We start from the raw sequence: 17,678 nt of genomic DNA, 5'->3' as shown, positions 1-17,678 counted from the left end.
TGCCGCTAGAGTCAGATAATATGTCTGAAACACCTCTGCCGTTCATGGTTGTGAGCCTGGTTGTGCTGGCTGTCTTCCTAGTGGTCGATCTTCTGGTGATCGGGCGGCGGCCACATGTGCCTTCGACCGGCGAATGCGTGCTGCACATCGGCTTCTTCGTGGTCATGGCCCTGATCTTCGGGGCGCTGATATGGAAGGTGGCCGGGTCCAAGCCGGCCATAGAGTTCTACTCGGGCTGGCTGACCGAGTACTCCCTCAGCATCGACAACCTCTTCGTCTTCGTCATTATCATGACCAATTTCGCTGTGCCATTGCGTCTTCAGCGCTATGTGCTCAGCATCGGCATCACCATTGCCTTGCTGCTGCGCGGGGTGTTCATCCTAGCCGGGACTGCGCTGATTACCCGCTTTACCTGGGTCTTCTTCATTTTCGGCTTCTTCCTGCTTTATACCGCTTGGAACATGGTATCCAGCCGGGGCAAGCAGGAGGAGTACCACGAGAACGGGATGATCAGAGTTTTGCGCCGTGTCATCCCCATTACCAGCCACTACGACGGTGAACATCTGCGGACCACCTTTGAGGGCAAGCGCTACTTCACTCCTATGCTGGTGGTCTTCCTGGCCATCGGCACCACCGATGTCATGTTCGCGTTCGATTCCATTCCTGCCATCTTCGGGCTGACCAAGGATCCCTTCATCGTCTTCACGTCCAATGTCTTCGCCCTGCTGGGCCTTCAGCAGCTCTACTTCCTGCTGGGTTCCCTACTGGACAAGCTGGAGTATCTGCCTCTAGGGCTGGCTGTGGTCCTGGCCTTCATCGGGGTCAAGCTGATTCTGGAAGCTTTGCACGGCAACACGCTGCCCTTCATCAATGGCGGACGGCCTCTGACAGCCGTGCCGGATATCCCGACTGGGGTCTCCCTATTGGTCATCGTTCTGGCTGTAGGCATTGCCGCCTTGGCTTCAGTGATCAAGAGTCGTTTGGCATCCTCTGAAACAGATTCACATGGAGATAAGCAATAGGCAAAGCCTTGGATCACAAGGTTTGTTAGCGCTAACGGAAAATACTGGTTCTCATCGCGCCGAGTCTGTACAATAGAACGGTAAACATGGAAAAGAACAGGCAGGTAGCATATGCGCAAAGCCAAAATCGTCGATACTATCGGGCCGGCTTCCGAGTCGTTGGAAAACATCACCAAGCTGGTCAAGGCCGGTATGGATGTGGCAAGGCTCAACCGGTCTCACGGCACCCCTGAAGATCATCTCAAGGTTTACAACAACGTGCGTCAGGCCAGCAAGGAGCTCGGACGCAACGTGGCTGCTCTGGTTGATCTGCAGGGTCCAAAGATTCGTTGCGGATGGTTCAAGAAGAACGAGCAGGGCGAAGATAAGGTCATCCTCAAGGAAGGCCAGGAGTTCATCATCACCACCGATGATGTCGAGGGTGACGAGCACATAACCTCCACTACCTTCAAGGGTCTGCCCGGGGACTGCCATCCGGGGGATCCTGTCCTGATTGACGACGGCAAGGTCCGTCTGGAGGTCACTAAGGTCGAGGGCAATCAGGTTTACACCAAGGTGGTCGTGGCTGGTCCGGTCTCCTCTCACAAGGGCATCAACCTGCCCGGTGTGGCTGTAAGCCTGCCGGCGCTGACTCCCAAGGATGAGGAGGACCTGCGTTGGGGCATCCGCACCGGCGCTGACATCATCGCCATGTCCTTCGTCCGCTTCGCCACCGACATCGACCGCGCCCACGAGATCATGGACGAGGAGGGTCGCCGCATCCCCGTCGTCGCCAAGATCGAGAAGCCTCAGGCCGTTGAGAACCTGGAGGAGATCGTCAAGGCCTTCGACGGCATTATGGTGGCCCGCGGCGATATGGCCGTGGAGATGCCCTTCGAGCAGGTCCCCCTGGTGACCAAGCGCTGCATTGAGCTGGCCCGCCAGTATGCCAAGCCGGTCATCGTCGCCACTGAGGTCCTGGGCTCCATGGTTCATTCGCCCATCCCCAGCCGTGCAGAGGCTTCCGACTGCGCCAACGCCGTCCTGGATGGCGCCGACGCCACCATGACCTCCAACGAGACCGCCGTCGGCGATTACCCCGACACTACGGTGGCTACTATGGCACGGATCTCCGAATACGCCACCACCCACGGTTTTGACCGTATCCCGGGTATGCGCAACCTGGACATGTCCAACTCTGGTGCCGTCTCCTCCGCCGCCGTGGACCTGGCTGACAAGATCAACGCCAAGGCCATTGTGGCTTTCACCCAGACAGGCAACACCGTGCACCGGGTCTCTCGCGAGCGTCCGGCCGCCCCTATTTATGCTCTGACCACCGATGAGCATACTTATCATTGGCTGGCTCTGAGCTGGGGCACCGAGGCCTTTATGTGCGAGCAGGACTACCACGATTTCAACCGTGCAGGTCTCATGGCTTTCGTGGACTCCACCTTGAAGAAGCAGGGCAAGGTCTCCGACGGCGACTGCCTGGTGGTGCTCAGCAGCGCTCAAGGCGAGTATGAACCGGGAAACACCGACTGCATCTATGTGCACACTGTAGGCGCCAACGAGTGACTTTCCGGTTTGCTGCCTGACTGTCGTTTGCGTCAGTCAGGCAGGTTAACCGTTAGGTTCATTTGACACTGTTATTGCAATGCAACGAACCGGTGGTCTTTCTCCGCCCAGGACGACGGGGGGCTGAGGCCGCCGGTTCGTTGTATGAAGGCTCCAGTCCCGGCTAAGCTTGCCGCTCTTGTTCCAGGCTTAAGCATTGACAGCAGTCAGTTGCTCCTGTGCTGTTGTCAGTGCAGGTCAGACAGTCCGATTTTGGCCCGCAGAATGGCGATGGTGGTTTTGGCATCCAGTATGGTTCCTGCGATCACCATGTCGTAGGCCTCATCCACGGTGAAAAGGCGCACATTCTGGTGGGGGGTTTCTGGTGCAAGGCTGGAAGGCTGGACCGGGGTCAGGCCTTCGGCATAGAAAAGCGTGGTGTGCTGGGTGGAGAAGCTGGGAGTATTGATGAATCTGGCGAACTGGTTAAAGGAGGCAGCCTTGTATCCGGCCTCTTCGCGCAGTCGTCTGGTGGCTACATCAATGGGGGCTTCCTTATCGTTGAGCGGGTGGCCGGCGGGCAGCTCAAGGGTCCAGCGGTGGGTGGGCAGACGGTACTGCTCGACCAGGGGTATTCGTCCGTCGTCGGTGATGGCCAGGACTGCTATGGTGTCCCCATGCTTTTCGCTGACGATGCTGCGATCGAAAGTCTGGTTGTCGCTGGATTCATAGGTGACCCTGTCGACGCTGAAATAGTGGCTGTCCATGATCTGCTTGCGGGCCTTCTCCTGGACGGGGGAGGTGCGCCAAGGATCGAACCGCCGATAGATCTGAGTGGTCATCATGCTCTCCTTCGACTGCTGATGTGCCTGTATACATAACTGTCTTCATTCTAAGGCAGATTCAACACGAATAACCTTGCGTCGTCGCCAAAGTATGGTAGATTCTCTGTGGTGATGAAAAGCCCCCGTATCCCAATTGGCAGAGGAAACGGCCTCAAAATCCGTGCAGTGTGAGTTCGAGTCTCACCGGGGGCACGATAAAGCGAACCCCATCCGTCCTCATCGGTCGTCCGGTGACGTACAGATGGACTTTCAGGAAACGAGGTTGAAAGTGGCTTCAGAGAGTAAGAACCGCAGCGAGTCCCCCGAAGGGCGGACCGTGGTTGTGGCGGAGGATGAGGCTTTGATCAGGCTCGATACCGTTGAAGCTCTCGAGGATGCCGGCTATGACGTGGTCGGTCAGGCGGCCAGCGGCCAGGAGGCCATTGATCTGACCCGCGAGCTGAGACCAGACGTAGTGGTTATGGATGTGAAGATGCCCGGCACTGACGGCATTACGGCCGCCACTGAGATAGGCAAGGAAAACTTGGCCCCGGTGGTTATGCTGACGGCATTTTCCCAGCAGAGCCTTGTTGAGAAGGCGGCTGATGCCGGTGCCATGGCCTATGTGGTCAAGCCATTCGCCCCGGAAAAGCTGCTGCCGGCTCTTGAAGTAGCCATCTCTCGCTTTGATCAGATCAACGCCCTGAAGGACGAGGTCACCGACATGAAGGCCCGTTTCGAAGCCCGCAAGCGGGTGGATAGAGCCAAGGGCCTGCTCATGGAGAGCATGGGCATGACCGAGTCCGAGGCCTTCCGCTGGATCCAGAAGACTTCCATGGATCGCAGACTGACCATGCAGGAAGTGGCCGACGTCGTCATCAACAACGTGGCCAATCAGAACGACCGTTAGCCCTTCTATGGAAGACCAGACGAAGAAGCAGGACAAGGACGGCCGCACCCTGCTGGTCGTCGATGGACATTCGCTGGCCTTCCGGGCCTTCTATGCCCTACCCGTCGAGAGCTTCACAACCTCGACCGGACAGCCCACTAACGCAGTATGGGGATTTGCCACCATGCTTGCGGATGTCATGGCCAAGGAGAAGCCCACCCATATGGGTGTAGCCTTTGACGTCAAGGGTGGCACCTTCCGCAATGATATGCTCCCTCAGTACAAGGGCACCCGTGAGGCAGCACCCAAGGAATTGCTGAGCCAGCTGCCCCTGATCCAGGACCTGCTCAAGGGTCTGGGCATCACCTATATCGAAAAGCCTGGCTACGAGGGTGATGACATCATCGGCACACTGGCAACTATGGGGGAGCAGGCTGGATTCAAGACCCTGGTTCTGTCGGGAGACAGGGATGCCTTCCAGCTGGTGGACGACGACATCACGGTGCTTTACCCGGGCCACCACTTCAAGAACCTCAAGCACATGACGCCCGAGGCCATCAAGGACCGCTACAAGGTCTCCCCGGAGCAGTATCCGGATCTGGCTGCCATGCGCGGCGAGGGCGCTGACAACATTCCTGGCGTGCCTGGCGTTGGTGACGGTTATGCCGCCAAGTGGATCAACAAGTACGGATCGCTGGATTCCATTCTGGAGCACGCCGACGAAATCGGCGGCAAGAAGGGCCAGGCCCTGGCAGAGAACGCTGATCAAGTGAGGCTTAACCGGAAGGTCAATGCCCTAGTGCGCGATCTTGACCTGGGCGTGAAAGTGGGGGATCTGCGTTTCGGCACCATTCATATGGATCAAGTTCTGCCTATATTCGAACAGTTGCAGTTCGGCCAGCAGACACGCAAGAAGATCTTGCGCGGATTCAACACGGTTGCTGATTACTCTCCAACCTCCGCTCAGGTTGATGTCACCAATAAGCAGGAGGAATTCATACAGCCGAAGCGTGATCAGGCGGAGAGTGCCGACCAGCTGCGGGACTGGTGCGACAAGCATCTGCCGGATAAGGCCCTTTGCCGACACTCGGCGGACCATGTCAATGCCATGGCCGCTTCCCTGGACAAAATCAAGGACATTGGCGACTTCGACCAGAATGCCATGCGGTGCAGCGAAGCAATGAAGGAGCACTGGGTTCTTCATGCCGTGGGCTGGGCCAATCATGGTGACTACGGCCTGGAAGAGCTTGCCATTCTATCCATGGACGGTCATGGTCTGATCCTGAAGGCGGAAGATATTGACGAAGCCATGCGCAAGGCCATCCAGGAGCTGATCGACCAGCGGATCGGCACCTGCGTGGTCCATGGCTACAAGGAGCACCTGCACCTGCTTGAGAGTCAGGGGCTGAGCATGCCCTTGCCGTTGTTTGACACCAAGCTGGCAGGCTACCTGGCGCAGCCTGATTTTCATGCTGATAATTTGGAACACGCCGTCGCTCATTTTTTGGATATCACAGTAGATGAAGAGCCTCAGGCTACCCAGGGTTCTCTGGCCTTGGACGGGCGAGAGGATGAAGAGGAACCAACACAGGTGACTCGGACTCTTCGCCAGGCGCAGTACGTTATGATGCTTTCCGAGCGGCTGCAGGTGCTCATTGACGAGCGTCACCAGTATGGCCTCTTGCGCACCATAGAGCTGCCCACTTCCGCAGTTCTGGCGCAGATGGAGACTGAGGGCGCGAAGGTGGATGATGCCCGTCTGAAGGATATGTATGACCGGTTCGCCGCTGAGGCCCATCAGGCTCAGGAAATCGCCTGGGAGAAGGCTGGCAGCAAGGTCAATCTGCAGAGCCCGAAGCAGCTGAGCAAGGTGCTGTTCGATGACATGGGCCTGGTTCCTACCCATAAAACCAAGACCGGCTCCTACTCGACCAATGTTTCGGTCCTGCAGGACCTGTATATCAAGTCGGTCAACAATGAGCGGGCCAACGACTTTTTGGGCGCGCTGCTCAAGCACAGGGAGACCAACAAGCTCAAACAGATCGTGCAGACCTTGCGCGAGGCGGTCAATCCTCGGGATGGACGGCTGCACACCACTTATGAGCAGACCGTGGCTGCCACTGGCCGATTGAGCTCGGTGGATCCCAACCTGCAGAACATCCCCAACAGGGATGCGCGGGGCCGCGAGATTCGTTCGGCCTTCGTTCCCGGAAGCGGATACGAGGCCTTGCTCTCTTCGGATTACTCCCAGGTGGAGCTGCGGATCATGGCCCATCTTTCCGGAGACCAGGCATTGATCGAGGCTTTCAAGTCCGGCGCTGACTTTCATCGGTACGTGGCCAGCCTGGTCTATGACATCCCCATGGAGGAAGTCACCGGGGATCAGCGCTCCCACGTGAAGGCCATGAGCTACGGACTGGCCTATGGACTGAGCACATACGGCTTGGCCCAGCAGCTCAAGATCAGTCCAGCAGCAGCCGATGTGCTGCGCTCCAAGTACTTCGCCACCTTCGGCAAGGTCCATGAATACCTGGAATCCCTAGTGGCGGATGCCCGGGAGAAGGGCTACACCGAGACCATGTTTGGCCGACGGCGCTACTTCCCCGGATTGCGCTCCAAGCGCCGTCCCACCCGCGAGGCTGCTGAGAGGGGCGCCCTGAATGCGCCGATCCAGGGGTCGGCCGCCGACATCATGAAGATCGCCATGATCAAGGCCAGCCGCGCCTTGTCGGATCAGGGGCTGAAGAGTCGCATATCCCTGCAGATCCACGATGAATTGGTGGTGGAAATTGCTCCCGGCGAAACCGACAAGGCCACCAAGCTGGTCAAGGATTCCATGGAGCATGCCGTTGAATTGGCCGTGCCCCTGGACGTGTCCACCGGTATCGGCCAGGACTGGGAGCTGGCCGCTCACTGATGCGCGGCGGTCTGACCCAGTAAGATCCGAGGAGGGATCGTCATGCCTGATGAACAAAATGAGGTTCAGAGGCCTTCGGTGCCTTTGGGCCAGGTGGTGGATCTGCTGGAGGGGATCTACCCGCTGGATTATGCGGAGGACTGGGACTATCCGGGTCTAGTGGCGGGAGACCCGTCCTGGCCGGTCCGGCGGATCTGGTGCGCTGTGGACCCTAGGCCTGATGTGGTTCAGGAGGCTCTGGACCATAAGGCCGACCTGCTGATTACCCACCATCCGCTCTTCTTCAGGTCGGTTCACCAGGTTTCCGGCCAGGACTTCCGTGGGGATGTGATAACCAGGCTGGTCGAGGGCCGGTGCGGACTCTGGGTGGGGCATACCAATGCTGATGCTGCTTATCGTGGCGTGGCCCAAGCCGCGGCCGATGCCCTGAACCTGCAGGATGCACGACCACTGGCTCCTCAGCCGGTCTCGAAACGCGATTTGCACGCCGATCAGGGGATTCTTGTGGGTCTGGGTCGTTGGGGAAGCCTTCCGGAGCCCATGCCATTTGAGGATCTGGTCCATAAGGTGGCTGATCTCTTGCCTAGGACGGCTCTGGGAGTTCAGGCGGTCGGTCCGTCCCGGGCCATGGTCTCAACCGTCGCTCTGCTGCCCGGTTCAGGAGACTCCGAGTTTGATCTGGTCCGGTCCACGGGAGCTGATGTCTACATCACCAGCGATCTGCGCCATCATCCTGCTACGGATGCCTACCAGCAGGCCCTCTACGAGGCACGAATGGCCGGTCGGGCCAATCAGCCCAGGCCCATGCTGATCAACACCCCGCATTCGGCCATCGAGAGCCTCTGGTTCCGCTTCGCCAAGGGAGACATTGCCAGGGTCCTGGAGACGGCTACAGGTGTTCGTCCGCAAGTGGAGGTCTCATCCATCGTCACCGATCCCTGGACCATGGTGGTGCGCTGAGTACTGCGGTTTGTGGATGAAGAGGAGGATGATTTCATGAGCGCTGAAGCACCGGAGCTGCAGGCACGATTGGCTGCAAGACTGGCCGGTCAGGATGGCCAGGGGCTCAAGGGCATCGATATGACCCGCGCTCCCGAACTGATTGATGACAAGGAGGTCTTCCGAGGCCCGATATTTGTTATTAACCAGCAGCAGGTGGCCATGTTCCGGCGTGACGGTTCCAAGGAAACCATCGACCGGCAGCTCATCCGTCACGCTCCTTGCGTGGTCATGCTGGTGCATGACTGCGCTGCCGATGCCTATCTCTTGACCCGTGAGTATCGGGTGGGGGCCCAAGCCTATGTCTTTGGTCTGCCTGCAGGCTTCATTGGCTCGGGGGAGAGCCCAGTCATGGCCGTCCTGCGCGAACTTCGTGAGGAAACTGGTTTGGTGCCCGGGCCTGAAGGTGCTAGGGGCTCCGAAAGTCATTTGAATCCTGAGGACGGCTGGATCGATGCCGCCCCCGACGTCTACTCCTCCTTGGGAATGAGCGACGAGCTTGGACACATCATGGTCCTTCATCTGCGTCGCTGGCATCAAGGACCCACCGACTTTGATCCGGGCGAGCATATCGAGTCGACCTGGGTTTCCTGGCAGGAGCTCTGCGGGGCGGGAGTCACCGATGCCAAGGCGATGGTGGCCATCCAGCACGAGGCCATTCGTCGTCTGAAGGAGCATTAGGACCGGGGCTGGCAGGATGCATGGAAACTAAGCCTAAACATACCAATTGTCTTGGTGGCATGACCATGGGAGCGATCTGCTGTTTTTCTTTCTGCGGCGACATTTACCATGCGGTTACCGAACGTATGGTCCCGCCCTTATCCCAGAGTGCTGGCTGGAATATAACCTGGAAAACTGGGATGGGAGCTGGTCGCCGCCCATGCCGACCATTCGCATCTTGGCGTGATCTTTTTCACCAGAGCCCTGCTTGAGAGTTTGCAGGCCTTCTGGCTCCATTGGCCTTCTTGACAGGATTGCTGGCATGAACGCAAGAACCTGACACCTGGCATGGGAAAAAAGTCGGGCTAGCCGGATTTGAACCGGCGACATCCTGCACCCAAAGCAGGCGCGCTACCAAGCTGCGCTATAGCCCGGGGCCCAACGGTATCACCGTATGGGCACAGTTTATCAATATAGCACAGGGTCGGATCTCTGCTGACCTGGTAGGGACGAACAAGAAGCGGGAACAGCTCTGCGCCTATGGTTACCATGGTGACCATGACAGTGGAAGAGACATGGACAGCGCCGCAGACAGGTGGCCCTTTGGATGCGACGGTGACCATACCGGGAAGCAAGTCCCTCTCGAACAGGTATCTGATTCTGGCGGCCCTGGGAAGTCGCCCCGTCAGGCTGGCTGGTCTGCTCAGATCGCGTGATACGGACCTGATGATTCGTGCCCTGGAAGCCCTCGGAGTGGTCTGTCTTGTTGATAAGGGTAGTCCTACGAAGGTGACGGTTGTCCCGCCGGCAGATGGGCGCTTCCATGGCGGCGCTCGGGTGGACTGCGGGCTGGCCGGGACTGTCATGCGGTTCGTGCCGGGTCTGGCCATGCTGGCTGATGAACCCACGCTCTTCGACGGAGACAAGCAGGCCTATCGGCGCCCCATGAGGCCCCTGCTGGAGGGGCTGACCCAGCTGGGAGCCAGGATCGAGTATCTGGGCAAGGAGGGCTTTCTGCCCTTTGTGCTCACGCCGCCGCCTCGCCTGGTTGGCAGAGAGGTGACCATAGACTCCTCAGCATCCTCGCAGTTCATTTCCGGCCTACTGCTTCTGGCTGCCAGGGCTGATGGCATCATGACCATCGTGCACGCTGGCCAGCATCTTCCCAGCCTTCCGCACATCGCTATGACTGTAGAGGACCTGCGTCAGGCCGAAGTCCATGTCGAGGCCGATCCCGACCGCTACAGGTGGAGCGTTCAAGGTCGGGGGTCTGGCGGGACACAGCTGCCTGATCAGGTCCAGGTGGAGCCCGATCTGTCAAATGCGGCACCCTTCCTAGGAGCGGCTCTGATAGGAGGCGGCCGAGTCAGCGTACCCAACTGGCCGAAACATACCACCCAGCCAGGTGGTTTCCTGCCCAGGTATCTTGAGGCTATGGGCGCGAAGGTAGACATGGTTCCCGATGGGCAAGGTAGTGCCAGCTGCAAGGTGATCGGCGGGGAAGCCATTCATGGGCTTGGCGACTTCGACCTGTCCCCGGCAGGGGAGATTGTGCCCTCTATTGCGGCCATGCTGGTCTTTGCCGACGGACCCAGTCGCCTTCACGGGATCGCCCACCTGCGCGGTCATGAAACGAACAGGCTGAAGGCGCTTGCCACGGAGATCACCAGAGTAGGCGGCCATGCGGCGGAGTTGGACGATGGCCTGGAGATCGAACCGGTGCCGACTCAGAATATGCACGGGGCTGTCATGGAGACCTATGCCGACCACCGTATGGCCACCTTTGCCGCCATGATCGGGCTTAGGATATCTGGCATCCGGGTGCGCGACATCGGCACCACGGCCAAGACCATGCCTGACTTCCCAGGTATGTGGAAGCGGATGCTGGCAGGCGAAGACCAAGATTGAGCCACAGCGATTCGAGCGGAAGGAGCCGTCTTATGAATGTCGAGGCTGAAAGGCCGTCCTTGCGGGAGGACCTGGATCTGGCCATCACCATGGCCGATAAGGCCGATCAGGTTACGATGGGCTACTTCATGTCATCGGATCTCAAGGTGGAACGCAAGGCGGACAATACGCCGGTTACCCAGGCTGACAAGGAGGCAGAGGCGGTGATTCGTCGTGTTCTGGCCCAAGCACGGCCGGACGATACCGTTTATGCCGAGGAGCTGGGCAAGCAGGAATCAAACGGCAGGCGGTGGATCATCGATCCGATTGACGGAACCAAGAACTATGTGCGCGGAGTTCCTGTATGGGCAACTCTGATCGGCTTGGAAGTAGACCGCCAGATGGTGGTCGGCGCGGTATCGGCTCCCATGCTCGGCACTCGCTGGTATGCCGCGCAGGGCCAGGGAGCCTACATGGCGCGCCAGGGAGAAGAACCCAAGGATATCCACGTGTCAGGAGTGGACCGGATGGAAGATGCCTCCATGTCCATTTCGTCGCTGACTGGATGGAAGGCCATAGGGCGCCGAGAGCAGCTTCTCGACCTCACTGATCGGATCTGGCGCCTGCGTGGATTCGGCGACTTCTGGCAGTATATGCTCCTGGCCCAGGGGGCCATCGACCTTGCGGCCGAGCCGGAACTTGACCTCTATGACATGGGTGCGCTGGTCCCCATTGTGACCGAGGCGGGAGGCAGCTTTACGGATCTGGCAGGCAACCCGGGTCCCTGGGGTGGCAATGGTCTTGCCAGCAATGGCCTTCTGCACAAGGAGGCATTGGCGGCTTTAGGGGATTGACGCAAATGACATATAGGAGAAGGCCGGTGGTCACATGCATTGCTGTGGTCGTCGGCCTTCTCGGTTGTTAGCACCAAACCTTGATCTCAATCATTCATCATTCACTCATCAATCAGCTTGAAAGGACAGATCAGATCAGCGGTCAGGCCTGGAACTTGTTGCCGTAGGCATCGCCTTGGCTCGCGACGATCTCGGCCTGACGGGCGATGGAGAGCTCCTCGTTGGTGGGGATGACACAGACGGCGACTGTGCTGTCGGGAGTAGAGATGATCCGGGCCTCCTTGGACCGCTGGTCGTTCTTCTCCTGGTCCAGCTTTACACCGAAGGGCTCCAGCTGTTCGATGACCCGACGGCGCACGATCTCATCGTTTTCGCCCACGCCGGCCGTGAAGGTAATGGCATCCAGGCCGCCCATCTGGGCAGTGTAGTTGCCAATGTAGCCGACAATGCGGTGAACGTAGATGTCCAGGGCCAGCTTGGCATCCTCATCGCCCTCGGCGATGAGCCGGTGGACCTCACGCATGTCGCCATGGCCGGTCAGGCCGGTCATGCCGGAGCGCTTATTGAAGAGGGTGTCCAGCTCATCCACGCTCATGTGGGCGTTGCGGATCAGGTGAAAGACAACGGCAGGGTCGATATCGCCGGTACGACCGCCCATGACCAGTCCCTCCAAGGGGGTCAGACCCATGGAGGTCTCGACGGGATGTCCGGAGACCTGCGCCGAAGCGGAAGCCCCGTTGCCGATATGCAGGACGATTTGCCGCAATCCCTCTGCAGGCTTGCCTAGCAGATCGGGAACCAGCTGGCCCACATACTGATGGCTGGTTCCGTGGGCGCCGTAGCGACGGATGTGGTACTGCTTGGCAATGTCTTTATTGAGAGCGTAGGTGGAGGCCTTTTTGGGCAGTTCGAAGAAGAAGGAGGAGTCGAAGACGAAGACCTGCGGGGTCTGCGGCATCAGCCGGCTCATAACCTCGGCGCCTTCAGCCTCGGGCCCGTTGTGCAGGGGGGCCAGCACAGCCAGATCCTTGACCTGGCTCAGGGTCTTCTTGGTCAGGAGAGCAGGCTTGGGGAAGATGGCTCCGCCCTGGACGACACGGTGGCCCACAGCGATGATGCCGGCCTTGTCCAGATCCGGTCCATACTCCTTGAAGAAGCCTAGGACGCGCTTGAGCCCGGTCTCATGGTCGTGGATGGGTTCCTCAAGCTCATGCTTCTCGCCATTGACCTCATGCTTGTAATGGCCGTCGGTTGGCTCACCGATCTTCTCGACCAGACCCGAGGCCAGGCTCTTACTGGTCTCCAGATCGACCAGCTGGTACTTGATCGAGCTTGAACCCGAATTGATGACTAGGACGGTTTTCGCCATTGGGGCATCCTCCTGATGTGCTTGTATAGAGCCTGCGCTCCTCAATCAGTCTTCCAGATTACTCGTCGGCCCTTACAAGGCGCGGAATATCGCCAGGCCGGAATGGTTTCGGGGCTGCTGCTGAATTCTTGCTGAAGCAGTGACCCAACAACAGCCCCTGAGCTATAGGGACAGCGATCAGTCCTGTGCCTCGACGGCGGTCAGGGCCACGGTGTTGATGATGTCGGCCACCAGAGCGCCGCGCGAGAGGTCATTGACCGGCTTGTTCAGCCCCTGCAGGACCGGTCCGATGGCCAGGGCACCGGAGGTGCGCTGTACGGCCTTGTATCCGATGTTGCCGGCGCTCAGGCTGGGGAAGACGAAGACGTTGACCTTTCCGGCGACCGGATCGCCCTTGGCCTTGGTCGCTGCCACGGTGGGCGACCAGGCCGCATCGAACTGGATGGGGCCCACGATGGGCAGGTCCGGTGCCTTCTCCTTAGCCAGACGGGTGGCCTCTTCAACCAGGTCGACATCCGGGCCCTTGCCCGAGCCCAGGGTGGAGTAAGAGAGCATACCCACGCGTGGATCCACCCCGAAGGAGCGAGCGGTTTGGGCCGACTGGATGGCGATGTCAGCCAGTTGCTCCGAGGATGGGTTGAGGTTAATGGCACAGTCGGCGAAGACCGCCACATGGTCGGGGAAGCACATGAGGAAGGCTCCGGAGACCAGCGAAGCGTCTGGCTTGGTCTTGATCACCTGCAGGGCCGGACGGACCGTGTTGGCAGTGGAGTTGATCGAGCCGGACACCAGGCCGTCGGCCTTGCCCAGCACCACCAGCATGGTGCCAAAATATGAAGGATCAGCCAGCTGCTTGCGCGCCTGGTCCGGGGTCATACCTTTCTTGGCACGCAGCTGGCAGAGGCGCTCGACCATGGGAGCCAGCACCTGCTCGTCATCCATGGGCTGGAAGGAGGCCTGATCCAGGTTGCTGAGGCCAAGCTGCTTGCCGCGTGCCAAGATGGAAGCTTTGTCGCCCACGATGATCAGGTCGACGATGTTGCGTGCCAGCAGGTAGTCGGCCGCCTTGATGATGCGGTCCTCGCCGCCCTCGGGCAGGACTATGGTCTTCTTGTCTGCCTTGGCCTCGGCCAACAGATCATTTTGGAAGGCTACAGGAGTGGTGGCCTTAGGGTTGGCAGCATCGGCGGCCTTCAGCACCTGATCGACATCCACCTCCTGCTGGAATGTCCGGCTGGTGGCCTGGCGGGCCTGGTCAGCGGACGGATCCGTATCGAAATCCATCTTGGACACCGTCCAGGTCGGCAGGTCGTATTCCTGGAAAGCCTGGGCAAGAGGCGCTTTCTGCTCTGGTTTGCACCCGGTGATGAAGACTCCGGCGAGCACGGCTCCCTGGGCCTCAATGGTCCGTCGGCAAGCTGCCACGGTCTTCATGACTTGACTGGGTTCCCTGCCGATCGTGCAGACAGCCAGCATGACCGGGGACCTCAGGTCGGCGGCGATCTGTGCATTGAGGGCAAACAGACCGGGGTCAAAGAGCTTCAAAGCGTCGCTGCCCACGATCAGGACGCGCTCTGGGTGGGTGGCTTCCACCAGCTGGTCATAGGCATTGAGGGCGTCTGCACGGGTCTGCATGGGATCCTCTGTGGCGTGCCCTGGACACTTGCCGCGGCAGATCTCTGGATCCGTATCAGGAAATGAGCTGGCTGCAACCAGTGTCGGGGTCAAGGGGTGCTTCCTGCAGGCGATTGGCCTGAACACGGCTGTTTGTGCTTTGGCACTCAAGGCCTTGGTCAGGCCGTAGGCAACAACATTGCGGCCGTTGGCGGCTTCTGGGCTGATGATGGTGATGCTTGCAAGACTCACTGTGTCTTCTCCTGTTCGGACGTGGTTGTCTCGATGACTGCTTTGTTCACAACCGTGTCCAGTATAGGGCTATTGGCGATTGCAAAGGCCATAAAAAAGGGAAACCGCCCGCCATGCGGGCTCTGCATGACGGGCGGTTCCAGAGTCGGATCAGCGTATCACTCGTTGTCTCCGGCAGTCGCGGCGGTGGCGGAGATGGTCTCCTGACCGGCGCGGTTGGCATCAGGCCAGACCCAATCGGTGTAATCAGGGTGGTCGTAGCCCTTGTCCACGGCGAACTGGAAGGCCTCGTCGCGGAACTTGGTCCACTTGTCGATCTGATCGGCGTACTTGCCGGCGTCCACCAGCTTCAGCGCGGAGGCGGCCAGGCACCAGCGATCCATGTTGTTGACGCGCACCATGTCGAATGGCGTGGTGGTGGAGCCCTGCTCCTCGTAGCCGTGCACGGAGAAGTTGTCGTGGTTGGGACGTCCGTGAATCAGGCGGTAGATGGAGCCGGGGTAGGCGTGGAAGGCGAACAGGACCGGCTTGTCCTTGCCGAAGAGCTCGGTGAACTCCTCGTCGGACAGGGCCTGATCGTTCTCCTCGGTGTCCTGGATCTTCAGCAGATCGACCACGTTGACGAACTGAACCTTCACGCCCAGCTTCTGCAGCATGTCGTCGGCGGCCAGGGCCTCTTGGGTGGGGATGTCACCTGCAGTGGCGATGACTACATCAGCATCCTCAGCATCCTTGGCATTGGAGGCCCAATCCCAGCGGGCAGCCCCCTTCTCCAGCTCGGCGGCGGCCTCGTCCACGCTCTGATAGGTGGCGGCGGGCTGCTTGCCGGCGAAGATGGCATTGATGCAGTTGGTCGACTTGTAGCAACGCTCGCCCACGTTCAGCAGCATGTTGGCATCGGCAGGGAAGTAGATGTTGACTACGTGATCGTTGTTGAAGTTCTTGTTCAGCAGGATGTCGACGAAGCCAGGATCCTGGTGGGAGAACCCGTTGTGGTCCTGACGCCAGACGTGCGAGGTGACCAGGAGGTTCAGGCCGGCGATGGGCTTGCGCCACGGGATCTCGCGGACGGTGGCCTCCAGCCACTTGGCATGCTGGTTGATCATGGAGTCGATGACGTGCACGAAGGACTCGTAGGAGCTCCAGATGCCGTGGCGGCCGGTCAGCAGGTAGCCCTCCAGGAAGCCTTCCATCTGGTGCTCGGAGAGCTGTTCGATAACCTGACCGGTATGGGCCATGTGCTCGTCGGTCAGCTCCGACAGGTAGTCGGCATCCCACTGCTTATTGGTCACTTCGTAGGCGGCAGCCAGACGGTTGGAAGCCGTCTCGTCAGGCCCGAAGATGCGGAAATCGGTGGGGTTCTTGGCCAGTACGTCGCGGGTGTAGTAGCCCAGGACGCGGGTGGCCTCGGTGGCGCCCCAGCCATGGCCGTGCTTCTTGATATCGATCTCGTAGTCGTGGATGTCAGGAAGCTCCAGCGGCTTGAGCAGACGCCCGCCGTTGGCGTTGGGGTTCTCGCCGATGCGCAGATCGCCCTTGGGCATGAAGCTGGTGACCTCGGGACGCAGGGCTCCCTTCTTGTCGAAGAGCTCCTCGGGCTTGTAAGAGGCCAGCCAGTTCTTGAGAACCTGGAAGTGGGCCTCGGTGTCGCGAGCGGAGGTCAGCGGCACCTGGTGAGCGCGCCAGGATCCCTCGGTCTTCTTGCCGTCGATGAACTTGGGGCAGGTCCAGCCCTTGGGGGTGCGGAAGATGATCATGGGGTAGAAGGGACGGGTCATGTCGTCGGTTTCGGCCCGGGCCTTGATGTTGCAGATCTTGTCGAAGACGGTCTCCAGCAGGTCGGCGAAACGACGATGTATGGACAGATGGTCCTCGTCGTCGAATCCTGCAACGAACTCGAAGGGCTCATAGCCCATGCCATGGAAGTACTCATGCAGCTCCTCGTCGGAGATACGCGAGAGGATGGTCGGGTTGGCGATCTTGTAGCCGTTCAGATGCAGGATGGGCAGGACGATGCCGTCGGTGCGGGGGTTGACCAGCTTGTTGGACTGCCAGCCGGTGGCCAGAGGGCCGGTCTCGGCCTCGCCATCGCCCACGATGCAGGGCACGAAGAGGCTGGGATTGTTCATAATGGCGCCGTAGGCGTGGGAGAGGGCATAGCCCAGTTCGCCGCCTTCGTGAATGGACCCGGGGGTCTCAGGCGCGAAGTGGGAGGGAATGCCGCCTGGGTAAGAGAACTGGCGGAAGAACTTCTGCAGGCCAGCCTCATCATTGGTGATCTTGGGGTAGTACTCGCTGTAGGTGCCATCCAGGTAGGACTGCGAGGTACCGGCGGGGCCGCCGTGACCGGGGCCCATGATGATTACAGTGTTCTGCTGATGGTCGGCGATCAGTCGGTTGATATGGCCCAGCAGGAAGTTCAGGCCTGGGGTGGTGCCCCAGTGGCCGACCAGACGATGCTTGACATCCTCCCGAGTGAAGGGCTCCTTCATCAGGGGGTTGCTGCGAAGGTAAATCTGTCCGATGGAAAGATAGTTGGCCGCCCGCCAATACTTGTCGACGGCCTCGAGGGTCTCCTCGGCGATTGGGGTCTCCAGCTTCGCCCAAGGGGTGCCGATAACAGGATTCGTCATGTGTACTCCTGCACTTTAGTGCGATTGTTTATTTACCTCGGTTATGGGCCCGAACAGTGTCAATTCAGACATCCGTCGAGTCCATATCCAATGGCTTCATGGTACGTGAACGAGACGACTTTTCTGAACGTTTTCTTGCAGTGTGTGTTCGCTCTTGTGAGAAAATGCGATGGAATTGTCTGCTTTGCAGACACGACTGCCTATCGGGGGTGCCGATAAGGGCTC

At 59.5% G+C, this 17,678-nt stretch carries 12 protein-coding genes and 2 tRNA genes; 9 read left to right on the top strand and 5 right to left on the bottom strand.

The annotated features are described in order from the left end of the window. Positions 1-20: 20 nt before the first annotated feature. Positions 21-1,022 carry a TerC family protein gene (locus DKK75_RS04280; protein ID WP_110452195.1) on the top strand — a complete coding sequence of 334 codons (1,002 nt, stop codon included), beginning with the start codon at positions 21-23 and terminating at the stop codon, positions 1,020-1,022. A gap of 111 nt (positions 1,023-1,133) precedes the next feature. Beyond that, the gene (pyk, locus tag DKK75_RS04275; protein WP_110452194.1) at positions 1,134-2,576 is read left to right on the top strand and encodes a pyruvate kinase; all 1,443 of its coding nucleotides are present in this window, start codon (positions 1,134-1,136) and stop codon (positions 2,574-2,576) included. Positions 2,577-2,803: 227 nt separating this feature from the next. Here pyk and DKK75_RS04270 read toward each other — a convergent pair whose 3' ends face one another. Beyond that, positions 2,804-3,397 carry an NUDIX domain-containing protein gene (locus DKK75_RS04270; protein ID WP_110452310.1) on the bottom strand — a complete coding sequence of 198 codons (594 nt, stop codon included), beginning with the start codon at positions 3,395-3,397 and terminating at the stop codon, positions 2,804-2,806. A 121-nt stretch (positions 3,398-3,518) separates the two neighbouring features. Between DKK75_RS04270 and DKK75_RS04265 the strand changes: the two genes are divergently transcribed. The 5 genes from DKK75_RS04265 (at position 3,519) to DKK75_RS04245 (ending at position 8,865) form a co-directional block, all read left to right on the top strand. Further along, positions 3,519-3,592, top strand: a tRNA-Leu gene (locus DKK75_RS04265). Between the two features lie 49 nt (positions 3,593-3,641). Continuing rightward, complete coding sequence (locus DKK75_RS04260; RefSeq protein WP_110452193.1) at positions 3,642-4,289, top strand: ANTAR domain-containing response regulator; 648 nt, start codon at positions 3,642-3,644, stop codon at positions 4,287-4,289. Between the two features lie 7 nt (positions 4,290-4,296). Further along, entirely contained in the window at positions 4,297-7,185 is a 2,889-nt protein-coding gene (polA, locus tag DKK75_RS04255) for a DNA polymerase I (RefSeq protein ID WP_110452192.1), read from the top strand. Between the two features lie 42 nt (positions 7,186-7,227). Beyond that, complete coding sequence (locus DKK75_RS04250; RefSeq protein ID WP_110452191.1) at positions 7,228-8,145, top strand: Nif3-like dinuclear metal center hexameric protein; 918 nt, start codon at positions 7,228-7,230, stop codon at positions 8,143-8,145. Between the two features lie 36 nt (positions 8,146-8,181). Continuing rightward, on the top strand, positions 8,182-8,865 hold the full coding sequence (locus DKK75_RS04245; RefSeq protein WP_110452309.1) for an NUDIX hydrolase: 684 nt from the start codon (positions 8,182-8,184) through the stop codon (positions 8,863-8,865). Positions 8,866-9,204: 339 nt separating this feature from the next. Here the strand turns inward: DKK75_RS04245 and DKK75_RS04240 are convergent. After that, a tRNA-Pro gene (locus DKK75_RS04240) sits at positions 9,205-9,278 on the bottom strand. 115 nt (positions 9,279-9,393) lie between these two features. On the opposite strand from DKK75_RS04240, the gene aroA reads away from it, so the two are divergent. Together aroA and hisN are read left to right on the top strand one after the other, a co-directional pair. After that, positions 9,394-10,752 carry a 3-phosphoshikimate 1-carboxyvinyltransferase gene (gene aroA, locus DKK75_RS04235; protein ID WP_110452308.1) on the top strand — a complete coding sequence of 453 codons (1,359 nt, stop codon included), beginning with the start codon at positions 9,394-9,396 and terminating at the stop codon, positions 10,750-10,752. A 32-nt stretch (positions 10,753-10,784) separates the two neighbouring features. Next, entirely contained in the window at positions 10,785-11,585 is an 801-nt protein-coding gene (gene hisN / locus DKK75_RS04230; RefSeq protein WP_110452190.1) for a histidinol-phosphatase, read from the top strand. A 142-nt stretch (positions 11,586-11,727) separates the two neighbouring features. Here hisN and DKK75_RS04225 read toward each other — a convergent pair whose 3' ends face one another. The 3 genes from DKK75_RS04225 to DKK75_RS04215 form a co-directional block, all read right to left on the bottom strand. Further along, on the bottom strand, positions 11,728-12,954 hold the full coding sequence (locus DKK75_RS04225) for an acetate/propionate family kinase (RefSeq protein ID WP_110452189.1): 1,227 nt from the start codon (positions 12,952-12,954) through the stop codon (positions 11,728-11,730). A 177-nt stretch (positions 12,955-13,131) separates the two neighbouring features. Continuing rightward, the gene (pta, locus tag DKK75_RS04220) at positions 13,132-14,820 is read right to left on the bottom strand and encodes a phosphate acetyltransferase (RefSeq protein WP_110452188.1); all 1,689 of its coding nucleotides are present in this window, start codon (positions 14,818-14,820) and stop codon (positions 13,132-13,134) included. A gap of 158 nt (positions 14,821-14,978) precedes the next feature. Next, the gene (locus tag DKK75_RS04215) at positions 14,979-17,453 is read right to left on the bottom strand and encodes a phosphoketolase (protein ID WP_110452187.1); all 2,475 of its coding nucleotides are present in this window, start codon (positions 17,451-17,453) and stop codon (positions 14,979-14,981) included. Positions 17,454-17,678: the final 225 nt, after the last annotated feature.

This window comes from Bifidobacterium asteroides, assembly GCF_003202695.1.
GTDB classification, from domain to species: Bacteria; Actinomycetota; Actinomycetes; order Actinomycetales; family Bifidobacteriaceae; genus Bombiscardovia; species Bombiscardovia asteroides_G.
Note: the sequence above shows the minus strand (reverse complement) of the source record. Positions and strands in the feature narration are given on the sequence as shown.